This is a genomic window from Rhodococcus sp. SBT000017 (assembly GCF_003688915.1).
Taxonomy (GTDB): Bacteria; Actinomycetota; Actinomycetes; order Mycobacteriales; family Mycobacteriaceae; genus Rhodococcoides.
Genome location: NZ_REFU01000001.1, coordinates 1,643,196 through 1,663,251, shown reverse-complemented (window position 1 = coordinate 1,663,251; position 20,056 = coordinate 1,643,196). Strand labels below are relative to the sequence as shown.

Below are 20,056 nucleotides of genomic sequence, written 5' to 3'. Positions count from 1 at the left end.
TGGTTGTACTAGCCGCTTACAAGAAACTGTAAACCCATTCGAAACACGGAACTAATTCGACTCGAGGTTCGTACGCTGCCGAAATCTGGTGTTAGGTTTGCCTTCCCAATTGATGGGCGCACTTCAGGCCGGATCTCTGCATCAATTCAGACAGCGTGATTGGATGGTGCACCATGAACGAAATCGACTGGAAAACGTTGCGCGACAATGCTCATGAGGCAATGGGCCGTGCCTACGCCCCGTACTCCAACTTTCCGGTCGGCGCCGCAGCTCTGGTGGACGACAATCGGATAGTCACCGGGTGCAATGTGGAAAATGTCTCATACGGTTTGGGGCTCTGCGCGGAGTGCGGGTTGGTGTCGAACTTGCACTCGACCGGCGGCGGCAGACTCGTGGCCTTTTCCTGCTGCGATTCCAGGCGTGAAATTCTGATGCCGTGCGGGCGATGCCGGCAGCTGCTGTACGAGTTCGGCGGCCCGGATCTGCTCGTCGACACCGCCTCGGGACCGGTTCGACTGGCAGAGTTGCTCCCGAACGCTTTCGGCCCCGACAACCTCGACGAAGGACGCGTGAACAACCATGCCTGACGCCGTATCCATCATCAGCGCCAAGCGCGACGGGCGCGTTCTCGACGACGAGCAGATCGAATGGGTGATCGCGGAGTTCACCCGCGGATCCGTCGCGCCGGAACAGATGTCGGCTCTCGCAATGGCCGTTCTGTGGCGCGGATTGTCGCGTCGCGAGCTCGGTACGTGGACGAACGCGATGATCGCGTCGGGCACACGGATGGACTTCTCGGCGCTGCCGCTGCCCACCGTCGACAAACACTCGACCGGTGGTGTCGGAGACAAGATCACGCTGCCGCTGGCTCCGCTCGTCGCCGCCTGCGGAGCCGCTGTGCCGCAGCTGTCGGGTCGAGGACTTGGCCACACCGGCGGGACGCTCGACAAGCTCGAGTCCATCCCCGGATGGCGAGCGGATCTGAGCGGCGAGGAGATGCACCGCATCCTGGCCGATCCGGCGATCGGTGCTGTCGTGTGCGCTGCCGGTGCCGATCTCGCTCCGGCCGACAAGAAGCTCTACGCATTGCGAGACGTGACGGGAACGGTCGAATCGATCCCGCTGATCGCCAGCTCGATCATGAGCAAGAAGATCGCCGAGGGCACCGGGGCGCTCGTGTTGGACGTCAAGGTCGGTGCCGGAGCGTTCATGAAGAACGTCGACGACGCACGCGAACTCGCGACCGCCATGGTCGAGCTCGGAACCGATGCGGGGGTACGGACTCTGGCGGTGCTGACGGCGATGGACACCCCGCTCGGGCTCACCGCGGGCAACGCGCTCGAGGTGGAGGAATCGGTCGAGGTACTCGCCGGAGGTGGGCCGGCCGACATCGTCGAGCTGACGATCACGCTGGCGCGCACGATGCTCGCGGCGGCCGGGATCGAGGGTATCGATCCGGCCGACAAGCTGGCCGACGGTTCGGCAATGGATCGGTGGCGAACGATGATCGCCGCGCAGGGCGGCGATCCCGATGCCTCGCTCCCCGTCGCCCGCGAGAGCCAGGACTTCGTCGCCGCCACCGACGGCGTCGTCACCGGATTGGACGCAATGGGTGTCGGATTGGCGGCGTGGCGGATGGGCGCGGGCCGCGAGCGCCAGGGTGAGCCGGTGCAGAGCGCAGCCGGTGTGCGGCTGCACGCCAAGCCCGGCGATCGGGTGCGCGCAGGAGATCGGCTGGCGACGCTGTACACCGACACCCCGGAGCGCTTCGAGTACGCGCAGCAGGCACTCGAATCCAGTTGGGAGATAGGGGCCACGGCCGTGCAGCCGACCCCTCTGGTGATCGACCGGATCGGGCAATAACGAGCCCGGTCAGATCAGGTTGCCGGCCTCCGTCAGCACGCTGCGCAGGATCTGCTCCATCTCGTCGAACTCCTTCTGACCGCAGATCAGTGGCGGAGCCAGCTGCACCACCGGATCGCCGCGGTCGTCGGCACGGCAGTACAGGCCTGCGTCGAACAGGGCCGTGGACAGGAAGCCGCGGAGGATGCGTTCTGCTTCGGCGTCGCTGAACGTCTCCTTCGTGGTCTTGTCCTTGACCAACTCGATGCCGTAGAAGAATCCCTCGCCGCGCACGTCTCCGACGATGGGCAGGTCGTGCAGCTTCTCGAGCGTCGCACGGAACGCCGGGGCGTTGTCTGCGACGTGAGCGTTGATGCCCTCGCGCTCGAAGATGTCGAGATTGGCCATGGCCACGGCGGCGGAGACGGGGTGGCCGCCGAAGGTGTATCCGTGCGCGAAGCTCGACGTGCCGTCGTCGAACGGCTCGAAGAGCTTGTCGGAAGCGATCATTGCGCCGATGGGTGAGTAGCCCGAGGTCATTCCCTTCGCGCAGGTGATGATGTCCGGTACGTAGCCGAAGTCGCTGCAGGCGAACATCGACCCGATCCGGCCGAAGGCACAGATGACTTCGTCGGAGACGAGCAGAACGTCGTAGCGATCGCAGATCTCGCGGACCCGCTCGAAGTATCCGGGCGGGGGAGGGAAGCAGCCGCCGGCGTTCTGAACCGGCTCGAGGAACACAGCGGCAACCGTGTCGGGGCCCTCGAATTCGATGGCCTCGGCGATCCGGTCCGCGGCCCAGATTCCGAAAGCCTTCGGATCGGAGTCCAGGGGAGCGGGGGCGCGGTAGATGTTGGTGTTCGGCACTCGGAACGCGCCCGGTGTCAGCGGTTCGAAGGGTTCCTTGAGCGCGGGAATTCCGGTGATGGCCAGCGCGCCCTGTGGGGTCCCGTGGTAGGCGATCGCCCGCGAGATCACCTTGTGCTTACCGGGCTTGCCGACCTTCTTGAAGTACTGCTTGGCGAGCTTCCATGCGCTCTCGACGGCCTCGCCGCCACCGGTGGTGAAGAAGACGCGATTGAGATCGCCCGGGGCGTATCCGGCGAGCCGCTCGGCCAGCTCGATCGCAGGTTCGGTCACGTACGACCACAGGGGGAAGAACGCCAACTCCTTGGCCTGCTTCGCGGCCGCCTCGGCCAGTTCCTCGCGACCGTGACCCACCTGCACCACGAACAGCCCCGAGAGACCGTCGATGTAGCTCTTGCCGTTCGAGTCCCAGATGGTCGACCCCTCACCGCGCGTGATGATCGGGGGAGTGACCCCTGCGCCATGGCGGGTGAAGTGGCCCCACAGATGTTTGGCTGCGGAAGCGTCGAGCTCGGATGTCGTTCGCGTCATCGTGTTCCCCAATTGTATTGCTGCTTGACGAGTTTGAGATAGACCAGCGTTTCGGTGCTGGTGACACCGTCCAGGCTGCGGATCTGCTTGTTCAGGATCTGCAGGAGTTGTTCGTCGTCCTCGCACACCACTTCCACGACGACGTCGAACGATCCTGCGGTGAGGACGACGTAATCGATCGCATCGATCGCCGACAGTTCCTCGGACAGTGCATAACTGTCGCCGGTGCACTTGATGCCGATCATGGCCTGCCGCTTGAATCCGACCTGCACCGGATCGGTGACCGCGACGATCTGCATGACGCCGGAGTCCGTCAGGCGCTGAACCCGTTGACGGACAGCCGCTTCCGAGAGTCCGACGGCTTTGCCGATGGCAGCGTACGAGCGACGCCCGTCCTCCTGGAGTTGCTCGATGATCGCCTTGGAGACGTCGTCGAGTGCGATGGGCGGTTGCTCGGGCATGGATCGATCTTGTCACTGTCGTGGCCGTGAACACAACCCGTCGACGATGAAAAGCGTGTCGATTGTGGATTCAGACGACAGAATCAGTTGTCGAAAGGCTGGAAACAGAGAGAATCAGTGGGTCCGACGGTACTGTCGCAGGCATGGCGAACATTCCTGGTTGTTGGATCGGTGGACAAGCGGTCGACGGTAGCGGTGATCGGTACGAGATCGACGATCCCGCGAGCGGAGCCGTCGTCGCCGGCGTCGGTCTGGCCACCGCCGCCGACGTCGATTCGGCTCTCGCGCAAGCCCGATCGGCCTTTCCCGCATGGTCCACCGCCACTCCCGCGCACCGCAGCGCGGTGTTGATGGAACTCGCGCGTCTGGTTGCGGCCGACGCGGCGAACTTCGTGTCCGAGGAAGTGGCACAGACCGGCAAATCGACCAGGCTGGCAACGGAATTCGATGTTCCGGGCAGCATCGACAACATCGAGTTCTTCGCCGGAGCGGCGCGGCACCTGGACGGCAAGGCTGCTGCGGAATACTCGGGTGAGCACACCTCCGCCATCCGTCGCGACGCCGTCGGAGTGGTCGGGTCGATCACGCCGTGGAACTATCCACTGCAGATGGCGGTGTGGAAAGCGATACCGGCGTTGGCGGCCGGGTGCTCCATTGTGCTCAAGCCCAGTGAACTCACCCCGCTGACCACCTTGCGGCTGGCACGCTTGGCCACCGAAGCGGGCGTTCCCGACGGGGTGTTCAACGTGGTCACCGGAACCGGTCTCGACGCAGGGGTCGCGCTGTCCTCCCATGCGGGTCTGGACCTGATGACGTTCACCGGCTCCACTCCTGTCGGCAGGCGCGTGATGGCGCAGGCCGCCGCGCACGGCACACGCGTGCAGCTCGAGCTCGGCGGCAAGGCCCCGCTGGTGGTGTTCGAGGACGCCGATCTCGACGCAGCCATTCACGGAGCCGTCGCGGGATCGTTGATCAACGGCGGTCAGGACTGTACTGCTGCCACCCGCGCCATCGTCGCCGAATCCCTCTACGAGGACTTCGTCGCCGGAGTCGCCGAGTTGATGGGTCGCGTCGTCGTGGGAGACCCGACGGATCCGGCGACCGACATGGGATCGTTGATCTCCGTCGCGCACCGCGATCGTGTGGCGGCGATGGTGGATCGAGCCCGGGACGCGGGGGCCAGGGTGGTGACCGGAGGCCGTGTCCCGGAGGGCCGGGGTGCGTTCTATCCGCCCACCCTGATCGCCGATGTCGGTGAGCAGGACGAGATCTATCGCGACGAGGTGTTCGGTCCGGTGCTCACGGTGTCGAAGCATCACGGGGACGACGATGCGATCCGGCGCGCCAACGACACCGAGTTCGGACTCGCCGCCTCGGCCTGGACCAGGGACGTGTACCGCGCGGGCCGAGCGACGCGGGAGATTGCCGCCGGCTGCGTCTGGATCAACGACCACATCCCGATTGTCAGCGAGATGCCACACGGCGGATTCGGGGCCTCGGGGTTCGGAAAGGACATGTCGAGCTACTCGCTCGACGAGTACCTCACCGTCAAGCACGTCATGACCGACATCACCGGTGTAACCCGAAAGGCCTGGCACCGAACGGTATTCGCTTCAGCCGATCCCGAAGCGCAGGTGGATGCCCGATGAGCGCATCATGGGCAACCGCACCCACCGAACGCGGCGTGGCGATGGTGGCGGGCGCGGCACCGGAGTCCTACTGGCTCGACCGTCCCGAACGCCCCGCTCCGCGCAGTCGGCACACCGGCTCTGCGACAGCGGATCTGGTGATCGTCGGCGGCGGGTTCACCGGCCTGTGGGCGGCGGTGCACGCCGCCGAAGAGAATCCCGACAGATCGATCGTGTTGCTCGAAGGTGACCGCATCGCGGAGGGCGCAACCGGACGCAACGGCGGCTTCTGCGCGGCCAGCCTGACGCACGGACTGAGCAACGGACTCGACCGCTACGCCGACGAACTACCCGAGCTGCTGCGCATGGGCACCGAGACGCTCGACGCGATCTGCGCGACTGCGGACCGGTACGGAATCGACGCAGACATCGAGCGCACCGGCGAGTTGGACATCGCCAATTTCGACTGGCAGGTGGACGACCTGCGTGAGCTCGGCGACGAGGCGACGCGGTTGTATCAGCCGATGGAGTATCTCGACGCCGCTGCGGTGGCGTCGAGAGTCACCTCGCCGATGGCGCGGGGCGCACTGTTCGACCCCGACGTTGCGATGATCGATCCCGCCAAACTCGCCTGGGGCCTGGCCGACGCGGCCGAGTCGCGCGGCGTTCGCATTCACGAGAACACTCGGGCGCTGTCGATCGACAAGTCCGGCAACGGAATTCGAGTGAAGACGGGATACGGCACCATCGAGGCCGCCAAGGTCCTGCTGGCCACCTCGGCATCGAAATCGTTGCGCCGCAAACTCCGTCACTGGATCGTCCCGGTATGGGACTACGTGATCATGACCGAGCCGCTGAGTCCGTCGCAGCTCGCCGACATCGGCTGGTCCGGCCGCGAAGGATTGGCCGACTCCGGCAACCGATTCCACTACTTCCGGTTGACGGCGGACGATCGCATCCTGTTCGGCGGGTGGGACGCGCACTACTTCTACGGTAGCGACACCGACCCGCGCCGAACCCAACATCCCGAAGAGTTCGCACTGCTCGCCGAACACCTGCTGCAGATGTTCCCGAGCCTCGAAGGAATTCGCGCCACCCACGCCTGGGGCGGATCGATCGACACGTGCTCGCGGTTCAGCGCCTTCTGGGATCTCGGAATGGACGGACGGGTGGCCTCGGTGGCCGGGTTCACCGGACTCGGCGTCGGCGCGTCGCACTTCGGGGCCCGCACCGCTCTCGATCTATTGGACGGCAAGGACACCGAACGAACACGCCTGAAGATGGTGCGCAGCAAGCCGCTGCCGTTTCCACCCGAGCCCCTCAAGTTCATCGGCATCAACATCACGCGTGCACAATTCGCCCGAGCAGACCGCAACGAGGGACGACGGGGACTGTGGCTGAAGGGAATGGATGCGCTGGGTCTCGGCTTCGACAGTTAGAGCGGCTGCGCCGCACGTGCGCGGAAACTCGACCTCTGCGGGCCGTTGCGTTTTGGCGCGAGTGAGCGGGTGAACTGATCGGCTGTGTGAGGTCGGTCGGTGTGGCCGGGCCCGGTAGGGCCCGGTCACTCACTGTTCAGGCCGGTGCCGTTGTGGGGGCGGCCGCGAGGCGGGTGAGGATTTTGCCGATGTTGTGAACCGCTGCGTGAAATGACCATTCACTGGCCGCTCGGTCGAGTCCTCGACCTGTGAAGCGACGAAATCCGAGATTGTGTTTGGCATGCCCGAACGGTGTCTCGGCGATATGCGAGCGTGTGCGGTAGGTCGCGATCCCGTCCGGTGTCGCCAACCTCTCCCGCATCTTATCGAGCGAACTCTGTTGCACCGGTGCATCTTCGGTGTTGCTCGCCGCGGCGGCGTGGGCAGCGGCTTCGAGATCACGGGTGGTGCCGGTGGCGATCAACCTGTCCGGGCCGGGTGCATCGAGATTGGCGTTCGAGCAGTACCCGGCATCGAAAAGCATGATCCCGATCGCAGCCTCACCGGCACCGGCATCGGATCCGCAGACCGTGTCGGTGACCGGCGGTGAATCTGTGGCAGTTTTCGTCGCGACGATCGTGTCGGCGGCAGCGATGGCCTTCGCGACCATGTCCGGGTAGTAACCGGAGTCGTTGGGGTTGATCCCGACACCGGTCGCGATGATGATCCCGTCCTCGGTGGTGAATGCTTGACAGTTGTAACCCTGCACCCATCCGCCACCACGGATCGGCTGCACTCGCGACTGCGGATCGGTGATGTTGCGGCAGATCACCGGCGCACTGTTCTCCCGGTCACGTCGGCGGGCTCGAGCTTTCGCCAACGCCGCCCGCGCCCGCACCACCGTGTAATGAGACTCCACCGGCACCGGAGCAGTTCCTTTCGGCTTCGCCCCACGAGCACCCAGTGCCGCAACTTTGGCCTCGTAGTCAGCGCTCATCTGCACCCTGACCTGCCGTGCACGCTGCAACCGGATCTCCGCTGCGTCGACCGCAGCACCGACCGGAGACTGACCGATGATCTTTGCGCCCGCCTCCATCCGCTCGAGATGGCCCTTCGCCGCGGCCTGCTCGGCTGCTCGCGCCGCTGCCTTCTCGGCCTCGATCTGGGCCAGTGCTTCGGCGATCCGCGCCGACCGAGACTTCGGGTCGGCCAGGTCTTTCGGGACGTGGCCGGGGCCCGGATCGTCCGGGCCGTAGAGCTCGTCGTCGGCGTCATCGCCTGCGGCGTGCGCTGCGGCCGCCGCGGCGGCGATCTTCGCAGCCTCGGCCTCGGCCGCCGCACGCAACCCGGATTCGCTGCGATTCGCCGACAGCGACGCGTTCGAGGCGATCTTGACTCCGTCGAGGGCGATGGTTCCCAACGACCCCAATCCCACCCGCGCGGCCAGGATCAGCACCTGCGCGAACAAAGCCGCGCAGGCCGCGTGGTTGTCTTTACGGAACCGAGAGATCGTCACATGATCGGGGATGTCACCAGCGCAGATCACCCGGTAGGACACCACGTCGGCGCACGCGGACTCGATCCGGCGTGAGGATCGTTGGCCCTGCGACCAGGACCAGATCAGCAACGTGAGCAACATGTCCGGGTCGTATCCGGCGCGCCCGACACCACCGAGTCGACGCCCGGTATGAAACGCCGAGGTGTCGAGATGAGTATCGACGATGTCGATGAGCGTCCACACCGGATGCTCCGCCGGTAACCACTCGCGCATGTCCGGTGGAATCAGAAACTGTTGATCACGATCGACCGGTCGATACCCCTTCGCCACCACCACATTCTCGCCCACCCACAACGATGGGGCGCCTCGACACTCGAGACGCCCCACCATCAAATTGAAACAGCCCGTCTGCTACGAACTTCTACTCACGTGCGGCGACGCCGCTCTACTCGTGCGGGACCACGACCACCGGCACCGGCGCGGCACGCAGAATCTTGGCCGCGCTGGACCCGAGGAAAACCCGCTTGGGAGTCGCCAATCGACTCGAGCCGAGGAACAGCACATCGCCCGGCTTCCAGTCGAGGTTGCCCATCGCCTCGTCCAGCGTCGACCCGTCGGCGACGACCGACTGCAGGCCCTCGATATCGGGGAGCGTGCGCACCGCGTGGTCCAGATTGTCCTGCGCGGCAGCGACCTGTCGTCGACGGGTGTCCAGTGACGTCTCGTCGCTCGGGGCCCCGGTCGGCTCGAGCGAGACCAGTGACACCAACCGCACCGGTACGTGCGCCGCGCTGGCAAGAGTGATGGCGAAGGGCAGCGGATTCGGGGCGGAGGCCCGAGTGGGGACGGCGACGGTCAGGTCGGTGATCGGTGCGTTCGAGAGCCGGTAGCCCCGAGGGGCAAGTGCCAGCGGCACTTCCGACGCGTGCAGCAGTTGACTGGCGACCGACCCGATCGAGTGTCGGTTCAGCAGGCCGTCACCGGCACCGCCGACGACGATCATGTCGGCATCGGTGTTCACCGCGAAGTCGATCAGGGCGCGGGCGAACGACTCGTGCGTGAGCACGTGCGTGGTCACCTCGATGCCCGACGGTACCTGCGCGGCCGCGTCGTCCACCCAGCCCCGCGCCTTGGCCTCGAGAACTTTTCGGTAGGGTCCGCTGCCCTCCATGACAGGTTCGTCGACGGCCATGACCAGCACGATGTCGATGGAGGCGTCGAGGGCGCGGGCGAGGGCGGTGGCCAGGGCTACGCCGTCGTCGCCGCTGGGAGTGGCGAGGTAGCCGACGGTGATCTTCATGAGCGAGGTGTCCTTCTCTTCTAGTAAGTGTCGGGAACCTTGACGTCGGTCGACGCGGTGAGTGTCTTGCCCTGGAAGAAGTCCTTGTTCCCCACGAAGCACAGCAGCATCAGCGGAATGCCGAGTACCAGCATGCCGACACCGAGAACGAACACTCCGCCGACGGGACCGTAGACGGTGAAACCGTAGTCGGGCTTGATCATGTCCACCGCGCTCTGGACGAACGCCCACGTCATGGACAGCCCGCCGAGAAGCGGAAAGATGCCGCGCATGAACAGGTTTCGGGCGGACGAGAACAATGTCCGACGGAAGTACCAGACGCACGCGTATGCGGTGATGCCGTAGTAGAAGGCGACCGCGAGCCCCAGTGACGCCACCGAATCCTGGAGCGCGTTGGCGCTGACGAAGGTGAGCACCAGGTAGAACAGCAGTGCCGCGACGCCCATCACGAGGGTGCCGAAGCCGGGCGTCATGTACTTGGGATGGACGCTGGCGAACCGCTTGGGGAGGGCCTCGTAGACGGCCATCGACAGGGTTCCGCGCGCGGTGGGCAGGATGGTCGTCTGGGTCGAGGACAGAGCCGAGATCGAGACCGTCAACAGCAGCAGCGACGCCACGATCGAGCCGGCTACGGGACCGCCGAGGATCGTGAGCACGTCGTCGACGTTGTCCGGGTTGTTCAAACCGATGCCGGTATCGCCGAACCCGGCGAACGACTGCACCGCGTATCCGACGAGAACGTACGTCGCGACGAGGATCAACGTCGTGATCACCGCGGCGCGTCCCGGCGTCTTCTCGGAGTCCTTCGTTTCCTCGCCGACGGCCAGGCAGGCGTCCCATCCCCAGTAGATGAAGATGCACAGGATGATGGCCTGGGCCGCGTCGGACATCGTCACTCCGGTCGGGACCAACCAACTCCACTGGGGCGTGATGGCCTGCGGTCCGGCGGTACCGGTGCCCACCTTGACCAGTGCCGTCACCGACACTCCGATGAGCACACCGAACTGCACGACCAGCAGCACGTTCTGCATGCGTTCGCTGATGAGGATGCCGCGAAAACTGACGTAGGTCATCGAGGCGATGAAGAACGAGCCGAGGGCGACCTTGGCCGCGGTGGACTCCGCCAATCCCGACAGCCCCAGGAACTCGAACAGGTAGATGGCGGCAATCTCGGCGACGTTGGCCAGCACGATGATCGCCGAGACTGCCAGGCCCCACCCTGCCATCCAGCCGACCCAGGGTCCGAACGCCTTGGTGCCCCAGGTGAACGACGTTCCGCAGTCCGGGGTGTCGCGGCCGAGCTCGCGGTAGGCGAAGGCGGTGAGCAGCATCGGAACGAAGGCGATGAGGAACATCGAGGGTGCCTTGTCGCCGACGGCCAGAACCACGTAGCCGAGTGTCGCGGCGAGGCTGTAGGCCGGGGCGACCGCCGACAAGCCGATGACGATGTTGCCGACCAGCCCGAGAGCGCCGGTGTTGAGTCCTTTACCCGGAAGGGTGTTCGGCGGTTCCACAGTGGACATAGGTCTCTCCGAGGTTCGAGTCGACCGAGGACGTCGGAGGGGGACCCGACAGAATCGGCCGCGTGTGTTTGCTGAACACTACGATTTCCGTCGCCGATCCGCTGTGTATCGACGGAATTGTTTTCATCGGAGTAACAATGCAACGAAATGGGTCGCGTAAGTGGCGGAGGTCGGGGGAATCCGCGGACTCGCCGATGGGCGATGACAGGCGCGCGTGCGCGCGGGCCGCACGCTACCGTCGTCACATGAGCACCGCGGAGAACACTCAGTCCTCGATCGGTGGCAGTGCGCCACTCGATCTCGCGCCGATCAGGACAGCTCCCAAGGCGTTGCTGCACGATCACCTCGACGGCGGACTCCGCCCGCAGACCGTGTTGGAGCTGGCCGACGAATGCGGTTACGGCGATCTTCCCGCCACCGACGGTGCAGCGCTGGGCGAGTGGTTCCGCGACGCCGCGGACAGCGGCTCGCTCGTGCGGTACCTCGAGACGTTCGCGCACACCGTCGCCGTGATGCAGACCCCCGAGGGGCTGTTCCGAGTGGCGCGCGAATGCGCCGAGGATCTGGCCGACGACGGCGTCGTGTACGCCGAGGTGCGCTTCGCGCCGGAACAGCACCTCGAGCGCGGCCTGACCCTCGACGAGGTCGTCACCCATACCCTTGCCGGGTTCGAAGCCGGGATCTCCGCGGCCAAGGTGCGCGGCAAGAACATCACGATCGGCACCTTGCTCACTGCGATGCGGCACGCGGCGCGTTCGCGGGAGATCGCCGAGCTGACGGTCCGGTTCCGTGACCGCGGCGTCGTGGGCTTCGACATCGCCGGTGCCGAAGCCGGCTTCCCTCCCAGTCGCCACCTCGACGCCTTCGAGTACATGCGAGCGAGCAACGCGCACTTCACCATTCACGCGGGGGAGGCGTTCGGTCTGCCGTCGATCCAGGAAGCAGTGGCGTTCTGCGGCACCGACAGGCTCGGTCACGGGGTTCGTATCACCGACGACATCACCACCGGCGCCGACGGTGAGCACGAACTCGGTCTGCTGGCCGCCTACGTCCGCGACACGAGAATGCCCCTCGAACTGTGCCCGAGCTCCAACGTCCAGACCGGGGCCGCCGAATCGTTGGCGACGCACCCGTTCGATCTGCTTGCCCGACTGCGATTCCGAGTCACCGTCAACACCGACAACCGGTTGATGAGCGATACCTCGATGAGTCGCGAGATGGCCAAGCTCGTCGAGACCTTCGGCTACGGCTGGAGCGATCTCGAGCGGTTCACCATCAACGCGATGAAGTCGGCGTTCCTGCCGTTCGACGAGCGACTGGCGATCATCGACGACGTCATCAAGCCCGGTTACGCAGTTCTGATCGGCTGATCGATCGGGCCCGGCGGGCAGCTACTTCTTGCGCAGCCGGCTCTCGAACTCACGCTCGAGGGCGCGCCATGCTTCGGCCTCGACGTCGAACGGCGCGCTCGGAGCGAGCCGATCAGGACTGGGCTCGAGGGTGTACGAGACGTACCAACCCAGCGGGGTGGACGTGGCGAGAGCTTCGTCGACGGAATCATCACCGGCGAAATCGGCTGCATCGGTGAACAATTCGACGGCCAGGTCCAATTGGTCGACGTCTACTGAGGTGGGCCCCTCGGCGAGGTCGTCGGCCAGGCCGGGCAGCACGTACACGTTGTCGTCGGTGATCGCGATGTCGAGGGAGCCGTCGATGGCGGCGGTCTGAACATCGGAGTAGGTGCTGACCTGTGCCAGATCGTGGTCGTGATCGTCGGCCAGGTACCGGGCCAACGAACGCTCGGAACCGAACACGCTGATGGCGCCGCCGCGGCCGAGGAACACCGGCTTGTCGCCGAGGTAGCACCGCAGGGTGTAGAGCGTGTCGTCCGAGGTGATGATGCGAATCGGATCGATGCCGACAGTGGTCCAGAACGTGTCTTCGGCTGCGGCTGCGGCGATCGGATCGCGGTCCACCTCGGCAGAATCGTCGTCGTCTTCCGAATCGGAGTCGATGTCGTCCGTGACGTCATCGGCATCGACGGCGTTCTCTGCCGCTGCGGTGATCTCGGCTTCGGCGACGGCAACGGCAGTGGAGTCGACATCGGGTGAGGTGACGACGGAGTCCACGGCGTCGAGCACGTCGTCCCAGTGCTTGGCTACAGCCGCTCCGATGCGGTCCCACAGTTCGCCGCCCTCGCGACCGAGGAAGTTCTCGACGCCTCCGCCGACGGCACCGACGAATGGGTTGGAGCCGAAAAAGCTTGTGACAGGACGTAATTCGCAGACATCGCCGATGGAGGAGACGATGTCGAAGGTGGCCTGCAATTCGGCGAGAACGTCGGCTTCGGGGTCGGAGGCCACCAACTCCGGCACCGCCACCAGATCGAAGCGGTGCAGATCGTCGGGCTCGAGTTCGTATGCGGCGAGTGCGGAGACCACCTTCCACGACGGATGGTCGACGAGATCGTTGTCGTCGTCGGATCTGACGAATGCCGCGAGCTCCGCGACGGTCGAGAATCCGTACAGGTCCTCCTCGTGTCCGAGGAATGCCTCCCACTCGTCGTCGCCTTCTCGCCACTCCGGTGCCCACAGTGTCGAGAAGTCACCGGCGGTGAGACCGAGTTCGATCGGGATGATGTCTCCAGCCATGGCGCGAAGCCTATCTCAGGAATCTGTGAACGAACCCTGCAGACTTCGCAGGATCGCCTCGCGCTGGTCGAGCGCCGAAACGGCGGCCTGCGCGGCCATTGCGGTGATCGTCGACGCGAGTGCGTGAGCGCCAACAGATCCGAGGTTCTCGGCGAGTTCGAGCCCGACCAGGGCACCGGTTCCATCGGCAACGACGGTCACCAGGTTGTCCGGCGACGTCAGTCGAATTCTGATGCGGTCCAGTCTCTCGTGCGTTTCGCGAAGCGCGTCCAGCCGGTGCTGAGCGCTGCCGACCAGAGCGTCGAGTTCGGTGGTGTGGGCGTGGGTCATACCTGCTTCAACCAACTCGTGGGTGCGGAGTCCTCTGCGAGATTCTCGTTCGCTTCGGCGGCGACTCGGGCCCGGGTGGGCAGACCGAGGCGATCGAGAACCTCGGTGGGAACGCCGTCCTCGGCGAGGAGGGTGCGGCGCTGAGCTCGTGCGGCCGCACTCGCCCGTCCACAGTGCTCGAGAATCGTCGACGCCAATGCGCCTCCGCCGTATAGCAGTTCGCGCTCGTCGATGACGATTCCGATCGGCAGTCCGTGTTCGGTGGCGCGCACCGTCACCGATCCCGATCGAGTTCCCGATACCGCGCTGACGACGGGGGTGTCCGAGTCCGTCATTGTCTGGCCCCTCATTCGGTCGGACGGTAGAAGCCCTTGAAGCCCATACCGCTGTTGGTCGTTCTGATCGGACCCACCTGCACCGGGTCGCCTGCCTCGACGAGCTGACCGTTTCCGATGACCATGGCCACGTGCCCGTCCCAGACTGCGAGGTCGCCGGGCATCACCTCACCCGGTGCCACGGCGGATCCGATGTCCTGTTCCTGTGCCAGACGCGGGATCTCGACGCCCTGCTGTGCGTACGCCCACTGTGTCAGTCCGCTGCAGTCGAGCCCGCTGCCCGGCGTGGTGCCGCCCCATGCGTAGGGCACACCCTGTTGGGTCAGTGCGCTGCGGACGGCACCCGCGGCTTCGGCATTGGGCGCGGTGACGGTACTGCCGTCGGGTAGCCGTATCTCGACTCCCCGGCCGGTGCTCTCGGTGGTTCGGGAGGGATCCGTGCCCGGATTGCCCAGGTAGTTCTGGGCACCGCCGCTGCTCGACGACTCGGCCCCGGCGGCAGGGGCGGAGACGGACTGCGCGAACGTCTTCGCCAGCTTCTCGCCTGCCTCGATCACCTGTGCTGTCGCGGGCGAGGTCATGAGATTCGAGGGTGAGCCGGGGGCAGGTGTCGGTCCGCCGCCCACGGGGGCGGGAACTGTCGGCGGAGCGGCCAGTTCACCGACTTTCGCGGTGTGGACGGCCAACTCGCCCCGCACGCGCGCCACCACCACGAGAGCTCGCTCGAGGTGTTCGATGGCCGCCGTGATCAGCATGGTCTGCCCCGGCGGGGTGGCGATGATCGGCCCGGCCGACAGTGCGATTCCCACGAAGGACTGCACGATCGCCTGCAGTTCGAGGAAGCCTTGATTGGTGTCGCGGCAGGCCTGATCCACGACGGCAGCGATGTCGTCGGCGTGGTCGGCGAGGGCGATTGCGCTCGTATGAGCGTTCTCGGCGTAGCGAATGGCCGCGTCGGCGGCCGCACCGTTCCAGTTGGCAGCGAGCTCGGTGACCGCGACCCTGCCGATTCCCTGAGCAGCCTCGATCGCTGCCGAGGACACCCGCAGTACGTCGGCCGGACCGCCGGTGGGGAGCGCCCCGTTGCCGAAGGCTCCGAGCAGATCGACGATGGGACGGGCCAGCAGATCGATCATCGGCGCTTACCGCGCGTCCTGCGCGATACCGGCGGCCGCGGTCGCAACGGTTGCGCCGGTGCCGGCATCGGTGAGGGCGTACGACACCGCGGATGCGGTGGCCGCGGAACCGATGCTCGCCACCGTGCCCGCCAGACGCACCACAGCATCGGTGTGCGCCAGATGGGTGCCGGTGACTGCACCGAGAAACTCCTGTCCGATCAGGCCGAATACCGGAGCCAGCACGGCCGGGCCGCATGCGGCGGCGGCAGCACCCGCCGCCGCGATCTGCTCCGCCATGGTCGACGCCACCGCACCGTACGCGAGGACCCCCTCGGTTTCGACGACGAGCTCGGCCATCAGTGCCCCCTGAGAATGCAATCGATTCACGGTCGCCGAGTGCGACGCCCAACTGGTTCGACGCGGGTACGTGCCATTCGGTTCCCGCGAGTTGCCGTTCGCGTCCTGCCGACCGAGTCCTATCCTTGTCGGCATGGAAACACACGTGGTCGATCACCCACTGGCCGCAGCCCTGCTCACCACGATGCGGGACGAGCGGAGCGACAACGCCACGTTCCGGTCGGCTCTGCGCCAGCTCACCCACATGCTGGTCTACGAGGCCACCCGCGATGCTGCGATCGACACCTTCGAGGTGCGAACACCCGTCGCGGTCACCGAGGGCACCAGGCTGGCACGACCGCCGTTGCTGGTCCCGGTTCTGCGCGCGGGCCTCGGAATGGTCGAGAAGGCCAGCAGCCTCATCCCGCAGTCCCGCGTCGGTTTCGTCGGGATGGCCCGAGACGAGGAAACCCACCAGCCCGTGCCGTACATGGAATCCTTGCCCGACGACCTGTCGCAGACGCCTGTGTACGTACTGGACCCGATGCTCGCCACCGGCGGATCCATGGTCCACACGATCGAACTGCTCGTCGGCCGCGGTGCGGCGGACGTGACCGCCATCTGCGTCGTTGCCGCTCCCGAAGGAGTTGCCGCGCTCGAAGCCTCGGGTCTGCCGGTGCGACTGGTGGCAGCGAGCATCGACGACGGCCTCAACGACAACGCCTTCATCGTTCCCGGCCTCGGTGACGCGGGCGATCGTCAGTTCGGTCCGCGCTGACTCCCTCTGTCGCAGGCCGATTGGTTCTCGGCGTCTCCTGGCCCTCGGAGGCGTCACCTGCACCGCGCCCGAGATTGCGGGTGCTCGACGTCGACACCGAGCAGATCGAGTTCCACGAACTGGTCGGCCGCAGGCTCGGTTTCCGTGCGCCGGGTGCGTCGACCGATCGGTACTGCACCGGGCGCATGGCATTTCGGGCCGACGGTCCGCCGCGCTACGTGCCGTGCCCCGGCCGGGAGCGGGCCGTCGCGTCGGGGCAGTGCGCGACGTGCGCCGACAAGGACAGCTTTCGATTCGTGCACACCGTGCATCGCAGCGGATTCGTCTCACGTGATCTGGAAAAGCATGTCATGCAGCCGCATTGGCTGTATCTGGCGGCGTTCGCCAACGGCACCTTCAAAATCGGGACGGCGGCTGACACGCGTAAATGGGGTCGGCTCGCCGAGCAAGGTGCCATCTGCGCGCAGTACGTCGCCCACGCCGACGACGGCAAGGCCGTCCGGGTGGCCGAGGATCTCGTGACCGAATCGATGGGGCTACGGCAGGCGGTGAGGTCCGCGGCGAAAGCCGCCTCGCTGTGTCTGCCGATCGACGTGGACAGGCTCGAGGCCGCCACCGCTGCCCGGGCCGAGCAGGTCCGCGAAATGCTGACCGAGGCAGGCATAGCCGGATGCACCCCGATCGACGAACCATGGGCCCCGCCCGCAGGCCGGGAGGCGTTGAGCGAGAACGTCAGCCGCGTCGCCTACCCCGCGGATGTCGCAACCGGTTCCCACGGACTCGAGATCAGGACATGCGTCGGGCAGGCGGTGATAGCGACCGTCGACGACGAGACCTACGTCGTGGATCTTGCGGCATTGAAGGGTCGGCGAATCGAACTCGGGGCCTTCACGTCCGATCTGCCTGCGGTGCAGTCGGCGCTGTTCTGAGGTTCGGGTCGTCGACGCTCAGAGGTGCTGGGCGAAGTCGGTCAGTTCGGCCAGGATCTCGGCTGCCGCCGCCCGTGCTCTCGGCAGGTCCTCGGGGCCGTCGACGTGCTCGATGACTTCGAGGTAGGCCTTGAGTTTGGGTTCGGTGCCGGAGGGCCGCACGATGACCCGCAGCCCCGATCCGCTGATCTCGACTGCGTCGGTGCGTAGTTCGTCGTCGCGTTGGGCGTAGTCCGACGCGGTGACGGCCCGCCCGGCCAGTTCCGTCGGCGGTGCGCTGCGCAACCGGTGCATCATGTTCCCGATCTCGGCGAGGTCCTCGACCCGCCGCGAGACCTGCGCACCCAGGTGAACCCCGAACTCGACCGCGAGGTCGTCGAGCACGTCGAGAAGGGTGCGCCGATCCTGCTTCAGGCCTGCGGCCAGATCTGCGAGCACCACCGCGGCCGAAATACCGTCCTTGTCGCGCACCACGTTCGGATCAACGCAGTGTCCGATGGCCTCCTCGTAGGCGTACACGAGGCCCTCGCCCGCGCGGACGAGCCACTTGAATCCGGTCAGGGTGCGGGCATACCGAGCGCCGCGCGCCGGAGCGAGCTCCGAGAGCAGTTGCGACGAGACGATCGTATTGGCCACCAGCGAGTCGGCGGGCGCATCGGCGAGGAGATGGTTCGCGAGCAGGGCCCCGGTCTCGTCGCCGGTCAGCATGCGCCACCCACCGTCCGTGGGCACCCCGATCGCACAGCGATCGGCGTCGGGGTCGAGGGCAATCGCGATATCGGCGTCGATCTCGGCCGCCAGCGCGACCACCGCGTCGGCTGCGCCAGGCTCCTCCGGGTTGGGGAACGTCACGGTCGGGAATGTGGGATCGGGCTCGAACTGTTCTTCGACCACCCGGATATCGCGGAACCCCGCGCCACGCAGCGCAGCCATCGCGAGTTCACCGCCGACGCCGTGTAGGGGAGTCAGCGCGATGCGGATGCCCCGAACTGTCGAACGTGGCAGTGCGACAACGGAATCGAGATAGCGCGCAGCGATGTCGGAGCCGGTCGGTTCGACGATCGTGCGCGGAACCTCGATCGCGTCGGGAGTGGCCTCGATGAGTGCTTCGATCTGGGCGTCGCTCGGCGGGATCAATTGCGAGCCGCCGCGGAGATACACCTTGTACCCGTTGTCCGCGGCGGGATTGTGCGACGCGGTGATCTGCACGCCGAGCTCGGCATCGAGTGCCCGCACCGCGAAGGCGACGACGGGGGTAGGGAGAGGCCGAGGCAGCATCACCACGGAAAAGCCCTGGGCGGAGAAGGTTTCGGCGGCCGCGAACGCGAACTGTTCGGAGCCGTTCCTGGCGTCGCGACCGACCACGACCGTGGAACCACCCAGACCGTTCTCGATCAACCACGCCGCGATGCCGGCCGAGGTCTTCGTCACCACCGCCACGTTCATCCCGTTCGGTCCCGCGCGCACCGGGCCACGTAGACCTGCGGTACCGAATGTCAGGGGACCGCTGAACCGGTCGGCGAGTTCGGCATCGGGCAGGCCGTCGAGTTCCTCGCGAGCAGCGGGGTCGGGATCTCCTGCGATCCAAGCCCGTACCCGTTCGGTGAGATCCTCGGTCACAGGCGAGAGACCAACTCGTGCAGCAACGCACCCATGCGAGCGGCGGAATCCTTACCGGCAGCGAGCACTTCGGAGTGATCGAGATGCTCACCGGTCATTCCGGCCGCGAGATTGGTCACCAGCGAGATACCCAGGACGCGTGCGCCTTTCGCGCGGGCAGCAATCGTCTCGTGCACCGTCGACATACCCACGAGGTCGGCTCCGAGCGTGCGCAGCATCCTGATCTCGGCGGGCGTCTCGTAGTGCGGGCCGGGCAGGCCGGCGTAGACGCCGTCCTCGAGCGACGGATCGATCTCGCTCGCAAGGGCCCGTAGTTCGGGGGAGTACGCGTCGACCAGATCGACGAACTCGGCCCCCACCAGGGGCGAACGGGCCGTGAGATTGAGGTGATCGGAGATCAGCACGGGCTGCCCGACGCTCATGCCGTCTCGGATACCGCCCGCAGCGTTGGTCAGGACGACGGTCGTGGCACCGGCCGCGACCGCGGTCCGCACCGGATGCACGACGCGTCGCAGGTCGTGGCCCTCGTAGGCATGTGTGCGTCCCTGCAGCAGCAGTGTGTGGGTGCCGCCGACGTCCACCGAGGTGATGGTGCCGGAGTGGCCCGACGCCGACGGTGGCGCGAAGCCGGGCAGGTCGGCCATGCGCACGGTTGCGGTGGGGGAGCCGAACACGTCGGCTGCCGCCTGCCATCCGGAGCCGAGGACGATGGCCACGGTGTGCGTGTCGACTCCGGTTGCTGCGGCGAGTGCGTCGGCGGCGGTGCGCGCGGCACCCTCGGGATCGGTCACGGGGTCGGTCGCATGTGCGTCGGTGGTTGCCACGATGAACAACAGTAGGAGATCGTCGCCACGGATGTGCGACCGACAGAGGTTGCCACCAGCAAGTTAC

Annotated in this window: 19 protein-coding genes; 7 read left to right on the top strand and 12 right to left on the bottom strand. The window is 66.2% G+C overall.

Annotated features, from left to right (window positions below; translation table 11 throughout):
* The first annotated feature begins 173 nt into the window (after positions 1–173).
* Together AYK61_RS07520 and AYK61_RS07515 are read left to right on the top strand one after the other, a co-directional pair.
* Entirely contained in the window at positions 174–587 is a 414-nt protein-coding gene (locus AYK61_RS07520; protein ID WP_121870356.1) for a cytidine deaminase, read from the top strand.
* Positions 580–1,863, top strand: a complete 1,284-nt coding sequence (locus tag AYK61_RS07515; protein WP_121870355.1) for a thymidine phosphorylase — start codon at positions 580–582, stop codon at positions 1,861–1,863. The genes AYK61_RS07520 and AYK61_RS07515 overlap by 8 nt, the downstream gene beginning before the upstream one ends.
* Positions 1,864–1,872: 9 nt before the next feature.
* Here AYK61_RS07515 and AYK61_RS07510 read toward each other — a convergent pair whose 3' ends face one another.
* Both AYK61_RS07510 and AYK61_RS07505 read right to left on the bottom strand, forming a co-directional pair.
* The gene (locus AYK61_RS07510; RefSeq protein ID WP_121870354.1) at positions 1,873–3,240 is read right to left on the bottom strand and encodes an aspartate aminotransferase family protein; all 1,368 of its coding nucleotides are present in this window, start codon (positions 3,238–3,240) and stop codon (positions 1,873–1,875) included.
* The gene (locus AYK61_RS07505) at positions 3,237–3,701 is read right to left on the bottom strand and encodes an Lrp/AsnC family transcriptional regulator (RefSeq protein ID WP_032376836.1); all 465 of its coding nucleotides are present in this window, start codon (positions 3,699–3,701) and stop codon (positions 3,237–3,239) included. The genes AYK61_RS07510 and AYK61_RS07505 overlap by 4 nt, the downstream gene beginning before the upstream one ends.
* A 143-nt stretch (positions 3,702–3,844) precedes the next feature.
* Between AYK61_RS07505 and AYK61_RS07500 the strand changes: the two genes are divergently transcribed.
* Positions 3,845–5,350, top strand: coding sequence for a gamma-aminobutyraldehyde dehydrogenase (locus tag AYK61_RS07500; RefSeq protein ID WP_121870353.1), 1,506 nt, complete (start codon positions 3,845–3,847; stop codon positions 5,348–5,350).
* Positions 5,347–6,768, top strand: a complete 1,422-nt coding sequence (locus AYK61_RS07495) for an FAD-binding oxidoreductase (protein ID WP_121870352.1) — start codon at positions 5,347–5,349, stop codon at positions 6,766–6,768. Before AYK61_RS07500 ends, AYK61_RS07495 begins: the two co-directional genes overlap by 4 nt.
* 136 nt (positions 6,769–6,904) lie before the next feature.
* Here AYK61_RS07495 and AYK61_RS07490 read toward each other — a convergent pair whose 3' ends face one another.
* Genes AYK61_RS07490 through AYK61_RS07480 form a run of 3 tightly spaced genes read right to left on the bottom strand, consistent with a single transcriptional unit; the run spans position 6,905 to position 11,068 of the window.
* A complete protein-coding gene (locus AYK61_RS07490) occupies positions 6,905–8,635 on the bottom strand; it encodes a transposase (RefSeq protein WP_183130116.1) in 1,731 nt (576 codons plus the stop codon).
* Between the two features lie 55 nt (positions 8,636–8,690).
* Positions 8,691–9,545 carry a universal stress protein gene (locus tag AYK61_RS07485; RefSeq protein ID WP_121870351.1) on the bottom strand — a complete coding sequence of 285 codons (855 nt, stop codon included), beginning with the start codon at positions 9,543–9,545 and terminating at the stop codon, positions 8,691–8,693.
* Positions 9,546–9,565: 20 nt separating this feature from the next.
* Positions 9,566–11,068, bottom strand: a complete 1,503-nt coding sequence (locus AYK61_RS07480) for an APC family permease (protein ID WP_121870350.1) — start codon at positions 11,066–11,068, stop codon at positions 9,566–9,568.
* 245 nt (positions 11,069–11,313) lie between these two features.
* Between AYK61_RS07480 and AYK61_RS07475 the strand changes: the two genes are divergently transcribed.
* The gene (locus AYK61_RS07475; protein ID WP_121870349.1) at positions 11,314–12,438 is read left to right on the top strand and encodes an adenosine deaminase; all 1,125 of its coding nucleotides are present in this window, start codon (positions 11,314–11,316) and stop codon (positions 12,436–12,438) included.
* 21 nt (positions 12,439–12,459) lie between these two features.
* Here the strand turns inward: AYK61_RS07475 and AYK61_RS07470 are convergent, their stop codons facing one another.
* From AYK61_RS07470 to AYK61_RS07450, 5 genes are read right to left on the bottom strand one after another with little or no spacing between them, the layout of a single operon-like run.
* Complete coding sequence (locus AYK61_RS07470) at positions 12,460–13,719, bottom strand: primosomal protein (RefSeq protein WP_121870348.1); 1,260 nt, start codon at positions 13,717–13,719, stop codon at positions 12,460–12,462.
* Positions 13,720–13,734: 15 nt separating this feature from the next.
* A complete protein-coding gene (locus AYK61_RS07465) occupies positions 13,735–14,049 on the bottom strand; it encodes a YbaB/EbfC family nucleoid-associated protein (RefSeq protein ID WP_121870347.1) in 315 nt (104 codons plus the stop codon).
* Positions 14,046–14,384, bottom strand: coding sequence for a hypothetical protein (locus AYK61_RS07460; RefSeq protein WP_121870346.1), 339 nt, complete (start codon positions 14,382–14,384; stop codon positions 14,046–14,048). Before AYK61_RS07460 ends, AYK61_RS07465 begins: the two co-directional genes overlap by 4 nt.
* A gap of 11 nt (positions 14,385–14,395) precedes the next feature.
* A complete protein-coding gene (locus AYK61_RS07455) occupies positions 14,396–15,520 on the bottom strand; it encodes a C40 family peptidase (protein WP_121870345.1) in 1,125 nt (374 codons plus the stop codon).
* A gap of 6 nt (positions 15,521–15,526) precedes the next feature.
* Positions 15,527–15,859 carry a type VII secretion target gene (locus tag AYK61_RS07450; protein WP_121872546.1) on the bottom strand — a complete coding sequence of 111 codons (333 nt, stop codon included), beginning with the start codon at positions 15,857–15,859 and terminating at the stop codon, positions 15,527–15,529.
* 133 nt (positions 15,860–15,992) lie between these two features.
* Here AYK61_RS07450 and upp point away from each other — a divergent pair, with 133 nt between their 5' ends.
* Positions 15,993–16,616, top strand: a complete 624-nt coding sequence (gene upp / locus AYK61_RS07445) for a uracil phosphoribosyltransferase (protein ID WP_037188128.1) — start codon at positions 15,993–15,995, stop codon at positions 16,614–16,616.
* Positions 16,617–16,696: 80 nt separating this feature from the next.
* Positions 16,697–17,545 carry a DUF2797 domain-containing protein gene (locus tag AYK61_RS07440; protein ID WP_259467959.1) on the top strand — a complete coding sequence of 283 codons (849 nt, stop codon included), beginning with the start codon at positions 16,697–16,699 and terminating at the stop codon, positions 17,543–17,545.
* A gap of 18 nt (positions 17,546–17,563) precedes the next feature.
* Here AYK61_RS07440 and AYK61_RS07435 read toward each other — a convergent pair whose 3' ends face one another.
* Together AYK61_RS07435 and AYK61_RS07430 are read right to left on the bottom strand one after the other, a co-directional pair.
* The gene (locus tag AYK61_RS07435; protein ID WP_121870344.1) at positions 17,564–19,165 is read right to left on the bottom strand and encodes a phospho-sugar mutase; all 1,602 of its coding nucleotides are present in this window, start codon (positions 19,163–19,165) and stop codon (positions 17,564–17,566) included.
* Positions 19,162–19,956: a purine-nucleoside phosphorylase gene (locus AYK61_RS07430; protein ID WP_121872544.1), complete on the bottom strand. Its 795-nt coding sequence runs from the start codon at positions 19,954–19,956 to the stop codon at positions 19,162–19,164. Before AYK61_RS07430 ends, AYK61_RS07435 begins: the two co-directional genes overlap by 4 nt.
* Positions 19,957–20,056: the final 100 nt, after the last annotated feature.